The sequence below is a fragment of the Oceanobacillus saliphilus genome (assembly GCF_023522835.1).
GTDB lineage: Bacteria > Bacillota > Bacilli > Bacillales > Amphibacillaceae > Oceanobacillus > Oceanobacillus saliphilus.
The window spans coordinates 1-270 of sequence record NZ_JALCZU010000136.1 but is presented as its reverse complement, the minus strand read 5'-3'; the positions used below and the strand labels follow the sequence as shown (position 1 = coordinate 270).

Here is a 270-nt window from a genome sequence, read left to right as displayed (position 1 = left end):
AAATGAACGACATTCGCATGGATTTATCGGATTTTAAGGGCGAGATGAGGGGAGAATTGAAGTCACTAAATGTCCGTATTGATCAAATCTTTGAGTCACTGAAGTTCTATAAGATGATGATTGTTGTTTTATTTCTTACGCCCTTGGTTGATCGCATGATATCGTTCTTCTTTGAACACTAGTCTTTCACCTTGATTTTCAAAGCAAATAACCGTACAATTACGTTTATAGCAATGCACTAAAAAGTAAGTCAATGAGGATTGTGCAGCG

At 36.7% G+C, this 270-nt stretch carries 1 protein-coding gene; it reads left to right on the top strand.

What is annotated here, in order from left to right; all coding sequences use genetic code 11:
• Positions 1-182: hypothetical protein (locus tag MN204_RS20710; RefSeq protein ID WP_249872942.1), on the top strand; the 182-nt coding region annotated here is incomplete at its 5' end.
• Positions 183-270 lie beyond the last annotated feature (88 nt).